Source organism: uncultured Veillonella sp. (genome assembly GCF_963551295.1).
Classification (GTDB): Bacteria; Bacillota; Negativicutes; order Veillonellales; family Veillonellaceae; genus Veillonella.
This window is the reverse complement of sequence record NZ_CAUVFT010000048.1, coordinates 1-7,253: the sequence shown is the minus strand read 5'-3', so window position 1 is coordinate 7,253 and position 7,253 is coordinate 1. Positions and strand designations below refer to the sequence as shown.

General features: G+C 39.3%; 6 protein-coding genes. All 6 read left to right on the top strand.

Going from position 1 to position 7,253, the window contains the following annotated elements; all coding sequences use genetic code 11:
• Positions 1–350, top strand: a 350-nt coding sequence (gene leuD, locus RYO55_RS09410) for a 3-isopropylmalate dehydratase small subunit (protein WP_314985270.1), incomplete at its 5' end; no start/stop codon positions are given.
• 284 nt (positions 351–634) lie between these two features.
• Positions 635–1,705, top strand: a complete 1,071-nt coding sequence (leuB, locus tag RYO55_RS09405) for a 3-isopropylmalate dehydrogenase (RefSeq protein WP_314985268.1) — start codon at positions 635–637, stop codon at positions 1,703–1,705.
• Between the two features lie 229 nt (positions 1,706–1,934).
• Complete coding sequence (locus RYO55_RS09400; protein WP_012863703.1) at positions 1,935–2,474, top strand: hypothetical protein; 540 nt, start codon at positions 1,935–1,937, stop codon at positions 2,472–2,474.
• Positions 2,475–2,783: 309 nt separating this feature from the next.
• Positions 2,784–3,971, top strand: coding sequence for a flavodoxin domain-containing protein (locus RYO55_RS09395; protein ID WP_314985267.1), 1,188 nt, complete (start codon positions 2,784–2,786; stop codon positions 3,969–3,971).
• A gap of 689 nt (positions 3,972–4,660) precedes the next feature.
• Complete coding sequence (locus tag RYO55_RS09390) at positions 4,661–6,391, top strand: S-layer homology domain-containing protein (protein WP_314985266.1); 1,731 nt, start codon at positions 4,661–4,663, stop codon at positions 6,389–6,391.
• A 413-nt stretch (positions 6,392–6,804) separates the two neighbouring features.
• On the top strand, positions 6,805–7,253 hold a 449-nt coding region (locus RYO55_RS09385), incomplete at its 3' end, for a GNAT family N-acetyltransferase (RefSeq protein ID WP_314985264.1).

The window sequence follows — 7,253 nt, the reverse complement described above, 5'->3', positions numbered from 1 at the left end:
CTAATGTGAAAGCTGGCGAAATCATGGTAGCTGGCAAAAACTTTGGTTGCGGTTCTTCTCGTGAACATGCACCGGGCGTTATCAAAGCGAAAGGCGTACCTGTTATCGTGGCACACTCCTTTGCACGTATCTTCTTCCGTAATGCTATCAACATCGGTTTACCAGTAGTGGAAATCGGCGAAAAAGTAGATCGCATTGACGCTGGTGATGCAATCGGCGTAGACTTGTCTAAAGGTATCGTGTACAATTTGACGAAAAACGAACAATACCAAGGGACTGAGTTGCCACAATTCATTCAAGATATTGCGGCAGCTGGTGGTCTTGTAAGTTTTGCTAAAAACCGTAAGTAGCAGGAGGAAACGAAACACGTATCTCAAGCCTCCAAAGCGAGCTAAGTCGGTTTCGACACGTGTTTCGTTTCCAACTGTTCTACTTTTGTGTAGCAAAACTTTAAATCCCTCTAGCTAACAATATCTTGAATGAATTTATGGCAGAGGGGGAATGAGGAGCGAGCTAAGTCGGTCTCAAGGCATATGCCAGCTCTTGTCCCATTAAGTTCTATTGCGGTTTCTTCGCAAAGGGCACTGGGGGAAGAGCATGAGGTTTACAATCTTTTACTATATGGAGAGGTAAGATGAGCGAAAAGCGTATCGTATTGATTCCTGGTGATGGTATCGGTACTGAGATTATTGCGGCAGCGAAGGCTGTGTGCGATGTGGCTTTTGAGAAAGCCAATGTAAAGGTTAATTGGATTGATAAGAAAGCGGGCGGTGCGTCTATCGATGCATACGGTGTGCCTTTGACTGAGGATACGATCGAGGCTTGTAAAGCGGCTGATGCTGTATTGTTGGGTGCTGTTGGCGGTCCTAAATGGGATAATGTAGATCCTGCTATCCGTCCTGAAAAGGCAATCCTAGGTCTTCGTAAGGAGCTTGGTTTGTTCTGTAATTTGCGTCCTGTAAAAATCTATCCATCATTGCAAGAGTATTCTCCGCTTAAAAAGGAACTCGTGCAAGATGTAGATTTCGTCATCGTTCGTGAGTTAACTGGCGGCATTTACTTTGGTGAACGAGAAGAGGCGCAAGGTGAGGGTGCTAACGAGTTTGCTTGGGATAAAGAAACATATAGCCGTTATGAAGTAGAGCGCATCATGGATATCGCTATGGAAACGGCTCGCAAACGCAATAAAAAGGTTGTATCCGTAGATAAAGCGAATGTATTGGCTTCTTCTCGTTTGTGGCGCAAAATTGCGCAAGAGAAAGCCGCTGCTAATCCGGATATCGCAACAGATTACCTTTATGTAGATAATACAGCAATGCAGCTCGTTGTAAATCCTGCACAGTTCGACGTTATCGTTACAACGAACTTATTTGGCGATATCTTGTCCGACGAAGGTGCTGTTATCTCTGGTTCCATCGGGCTTTTACCATCTTCATCTATGGGTACAGGTACTGCATTGTACGAGCCAATCCACGGATCCGCACCGGACATCATGGGCAAAAACTTGGCGAATCCGTTGGGTACAATCTTGTCCGCTGCGATGATGTGCCGTCATTCCCTTGATTTACCTCAAGTGGCTGACGCTATTGAAAGTGCTGTAGAACAAGTGCTCGTTGATGGTTACCGCACTGGCGATATCTACCGTGAAGGTTTGAAACGGGTAGGTACAACAGAAATGGCGCAAGCCGTAATCGAACGTTTATAAAAGTAATCAATTAAGATTTCTCAAAGTTATTAACGTGAGTTACGTCATTTTTAAAATCATATTATAAGCGTTAAGATATAGGTATTATAATATATTTGTCCAATTAAATAAGAGGGGGTTGTAAGGCCCTCTCTTTTTTGTAGGACACTAGCGGTATACGTAGTTGTTCTTCATATATTAGAGTGCTATATTGGTAGATGAATGGCAAATTATCTTTAAGGAGGCCTTTATGAATTCTTCGATGTATCGAAATTTAACCATTACTGCTTTATTGATGGCATTAGCCATCATGATTCCTATCGTGATGCCTTTGAAAGTTGTGATTCCACCGGCATCGTATACATTGGCGAGTCATGTTCCTATATTCTTAGCTATGTTCTTATCTAGAAAGATGGCAGCTTGTGTCGTGATAGGTTCTACGCTCGGCTTCTTTGTAGCAGGGTTCCCACTTGTTATCGTTATGCGTGCTGCATCTCATATCATCTTTGCCTTGATGGGGGCTTACTATATTAAACATCATCCAGGCGTATTAACAGGGGCTCTATCCTTTGTTGCGTTTAACCTTGCTTGTGCTATCGTTCACGCTATTGGTGAGGTACTAGCATGCCTATTGTTCTATACTACCACTACGATGCCAAACATTGATCTCATCTACGTTGTATTTGTTCTTGTAGGTGGCGGTACCATCGTTCATAGCTTGGTTGATGGATATATTGCATTATATATCTATAAAGCTATCCCTGGACTATCTAAATCGGGTAATAAATAATCATATAATTACATATACTCGTAACCACTCATGGGAAATCGATGTGTACTAATGTACGGCATGTGATTACCTATGAGTGGTTTTTATAATAATTCTCAAAACTGTATCTACAGGTACAGACTTAATTGTGTAATATCGATATAATAAAACTATAGTTAATGACCGATTTATGTTGTATCCATTGATACAACATGGGGCCATATATTGGGGAATACCGGTGAAAGTTGCTTCTCTCATCTGTGGGCCTTTATAGACTCATTAAAAGATATGAGGTGAGTATATTTACTTTCACAGAACATGGAGGTTATTATGAGAAAGCACATTAAAAACAACGTATCATGGGTTGGTAAAATCGACTGGGAATTGCAAGAGTTTCACGGCTCTGATTACACCATTAATAATGGATCTAGCCAAAATGCCTATTTGATTGAAGAGGAGAAGACGGTCCTCATCGATACTGTGTGGAAACCTCATTCCTCTGAGTTCATTGATAATTTGGAATCTGAAATTGATTTGAATACGATTGATTTCATCGTATGTAACCACGGCGAAGTGGATCATAGCGGTTCCTTGCCTGCATTGATGGAAAAAATACCTAATACGCCAATTTATTGTACCGAAAATGCAGTTAAGTCCTTGGTTGGTCAATATCATCATCCAGAATGGAATTTCAAAACTGTTAAAACTGGTGACTCCGTAGATATCGGGAACGGTAAATCCTTGGTATTTGTAGAAATGCGCATGCTTCACTGGCCTGATTCCATGGCGACTTATATGACAGGGGATAATATCTTGTTCTCCAACGATGCATTCGGTCAGCATTTTGCCGTAGAAGAACTATGGGCGGATAAGGCCGATCAATGCCGTCTATGGGAAGAGGCGATGAAATATTACGCTAATATCTTGAATCCATTCTCTCCATTGGTAAAAGCTAAAGTTGAAGAAATTCAAAAGCTTAACTTGCCAATCGATATCATCGCTACTAGTCATGGCGCCATTTGGCGGGAAAATCCAATGCAAATCGTAGAAAAATATTATGAATGGTCTCAAGCGTATCAAGAAGATCAAGTCACAGTTGTATACGATACTATGTGGGATGGCACCAAGAAATTGGCCCATAAGATTGCTGAAGAAATTGCTAAGCAATCCCCTGATACACGTGTTAAGATTTTTAACATTAGCAAAACCAATAAAAATGATATTATGACGGAAGTCTTTAAGTCTAAAGCGATTGCTGTAGGCTCTCCAACAGTAGGTAATAGTGTATTATCTGCTGTAGCTGGTTGGCTCGACTTCTTGCGTGAGTTGAAATTCAAAAATAAAAAGGCTGCTGTATTTGGTACCTATGGCTGGTCTGGTGAATCTACAAAGGTACTCCGTGAAGAGTTGACTAAATACGGATTCTCTGTAGTAGAACCTGAAATCAAATGCAACTGGAATCCAGAAGAATCCGATTTTAATAAAGCAGAAGCACTTGTAAGTGCATTATTAGCATAATTACATATAATAAAGAATGATTCTTGTTATAAAGCCCCTATCTTCATGAAGAGGAGGGGGCTTTTTTTGAGCATATACATAAAATATTGGCCAATATAAATCATATTTGTCATGTTTATTCTTATAATGCTTTTGTTAGCATCTATTTGGATGTCAATTGGTATTGGTAGATGCTATTGTCATAGAAATATAAAATTATAATAAAATGATAAGTGGATGATTAAATATACAAAATAGTTTAATTCACATATGATTCATGAATTAAGTGTGAATGAGGTGTAATAAGGGTAAAAGGTATATTTTTCGTACTTATAAGGTGGTTATTTATTTATAAGTTATACAGTTTGTTACATGAGAAAAGTTTACAAAGTTGCGAAAAATTTAACTCATAAGAGAAAATAATGAGTAAAATTTATTTCCCTATAAAGCTAGGAATAAAGCGGATTCTGATAGATATAAAAAATTGTTAATTTAATTTGTGTTAGAAAAAAGGGTTGTGTATATCGTAAAACTTTGATATGCTATGCGGGTAATCGACAATATAAATTTTTCTTAAACTGATATAGGGATATTTCTTTATGCTAATTTAGAATATTCACCTGTTCAGACCGAGGTGAGAGACGGAACATAGAGAGAATGAAAAATTGTATTGTAATTTGGATGATTTTTTAATTTAGTGAGGGTGTAAGATGAGAGAAATGAAACATTCCAAAAAATTAGCGTTTGCTGTATTGGCTGCTGTCACTGCTGTTGGTGCGAATGTTAATCCGGTAGACGCTGCTTCTGTTGTAATGGACAACACTAATGTTGTTACAGGTGCCAATAATGCAGTTGCGTATGGTAGCGGTAATACTGTAAAAGAATCTGATGCAAACTTCCGTGATCGTGATTACGAAAATGAGCCAGATGATGCTACAAAGAGAACTGGTGACTGGAAAAGTAATTCTGTCGCTATTGGTGTTAACAACACTGCAGCAGGCACCTCTGCATTAGCAATGGGTAATTCTTCCAAGGCGTTGATGAATGAATCTATTGCTATTGGTCATTCTGCTGAAGCACAACGTACATGGTCTACTGCTATTGGTACACGTGCAAAGGCTTCCGAAGTTCGCTCACAAGCTATTGGCTATGAAGCGTTAGCATCTGGCTATAAATCTAATGCGATTGGTTCTAGCGCACAAGCAACCAATAATCATTCTGTTGCTATGGGTTCCTCAGCTCTTGCATCTGGTGATCATGCTCAAGCATTTGGCGCTGGTGCACAGGCAACTAACGTGCGTTCTAATGCGTTTGGTTCTGATGCAAGTGCTACAGCTGACTACGCTATGGCGATTGGTGATCATGCAAATGCAACACACTTAAACTCTATCGCTTTAGGTACAGGTTCCACTACAACCGAAGCTACAGCACAAAGTAGTGCAACCATCGCTGGTCATACATTCGGTGGCTTTGCTGGTGTGGGTTCCGCAGCTAATGGTTCCGTGTCCGTAGGTAAAGCTGGTGCTGAGCGTCAAATTAAAAATGTTGCTCCTGGTGAGCTTTCCGCTACTTCTACAGATGCTGTAAACGGTAGCCAATTATATTCCGTAGCTAATGATTTACAAACACAAATCAACAATTCCACACCTGGTCAAATTAATAACAATATTAAGAACTTGACTAATCGTGTTGGTACTGTTGAAAGACGGGTTAACAAAGTAGGTGCAGGTTCCGCTGCATTGGCTGCATTGCATCCATTAGACTTCAACCCAGATGACAAATGGACAATTGCTGCAGGCTATGGTCACTACCATAATGCTAACTCTGCTGCGTTGGGTGCGTTCTACCGTCCTAACGAAGACACAATGTTCTCCGTTGGTGGTACTGTAGGTACTGGCGAAACTCAATTGAACGCGGGGGTATCTATTCGCCTTGGTAAACGTTCCCCTGAATCCCGTTCTCGCGTAGCTATGGGTCGTGAAATTGCCGAATTGAACGCACGTCTTCAAGATATGGAAAACAAATATAACAACTTGTTACAAATCTTGACTCCACATGCAATTGATCCTAGCAAAACTGCTGAATTCCCAGACGTTCCTCGCAACCATTGGGCTTACCAATATATTAGCCAATTGGCTGGTAATGGTATCCTTGTTGGCTACCCTGATGGCACATTCAAAGGCGATGTTAAGATGACTCGTTACGAATTCGCTACAATGTTGTACCGTGCACTTCAAAACGGTGCTCCTATTGACGAAAACATGAAACGTGCATTGAATGAATTCGGTCCTGAATTACAAAATATTCGTCTTAACCACTTCCGTGTTGATCGTATTTCTGGTGATGATAACGATCGTCATAAAACTGAACGTGTTCGCGTTAACAACGAACCTAAAAACGAACGTGACGTATACGGTTCCCGTATATACAATAATCAATAGGGTTAACTTTCTCTAGAGATTGTAAAAGCTCAAAACAGGATGTATCTTTTGATACATCCTGTTTTTTTATCTAAATCTTTTTGTGGTATTGTGCTTGTTTTATAAAAATACGTCAATCACGGTTAGAGAGGATAGAGTCTTTGATTGAGATTTTAATTGTATTGTGTTTATTTTTATACAAACACTCTTTCGGTTGAGAATTTGGATCTTTAATTTATTTGATACTTAGTATGGCTGAGGGTTGTTGTATATATTACATTATTGCATATAAGATTTCCTTTATAGATATTATGATTTCATATAATGTTTATGTAAATATATTGCAAATAAATACATATAGGTGTATAATTACTTTCACAAAGTGAATTAATATACGTAGTTTGTGAATAAAATATAGATATGAGGGAAAGACCATGAAAGAATTTAGACAATTAACAGTAGCAGACACAGCAGAATATCATAAGGTATTAATCGACGGTTATGCAGCTATAAAAGACTATCCTATTAGCTTCGACGCTATTGATTTTACGGAAGAGGAATCTAAGGAGTGGATTGAAAATTATCCTGTATACGGCTTGTATATTGATGGGCAATTAGTTAGTTCTATTACGTTTTGTATGCCTTGGGTGAAATACTCAACACCGGATAAATATCCGCATATTGCTCATTTTGTAACAGCACCAGCTTTCAAAGGCAAAGGGTATGCACGGGAAGTCTTGGGCTATGCAGAGGAGCTTTTAAAAGAACAGTTTAAAACACATATTGTTACATTAGGAACGGCTAAGGAACATCCTTGGTTGCCTAAAATGTATGAATCCTTTGGATTTACTGCGTATGATAAGGTTCATTTTAGAGGAAAACA

Excerpts from the sequence above, each read along its gene's own strand:
- leuB (WP_314985268.1), top strand. The coding sequence starts at position 635 with ATGAGCGAAAAGCGTATCGTATTGATTCCTGGTGATGGTATCGGTACT.
- RYO55_RS09400 (WP_012863703.1), top strand. The coding sequence starts at position 1,935 with ATGAATTCTTCGATGTATCGAAATTTAACCATTACTGCTTTATTGATG.
- RYO55_RS09395 (WP_314985267.1), top strand. The coding sequence starts at position 2,784 with ATGAGAAAGCACATTAAAAACAACGTATCATGGGTTGGTAAAATCGAC.
- RYO55_RS09390 (WP_314985266.1), top strand. The coding sequence starts at position 4,661 with ATGAGAGAAATGAAACATTCCAAAAAATTAGCGTTTGCTGTATTGGCT.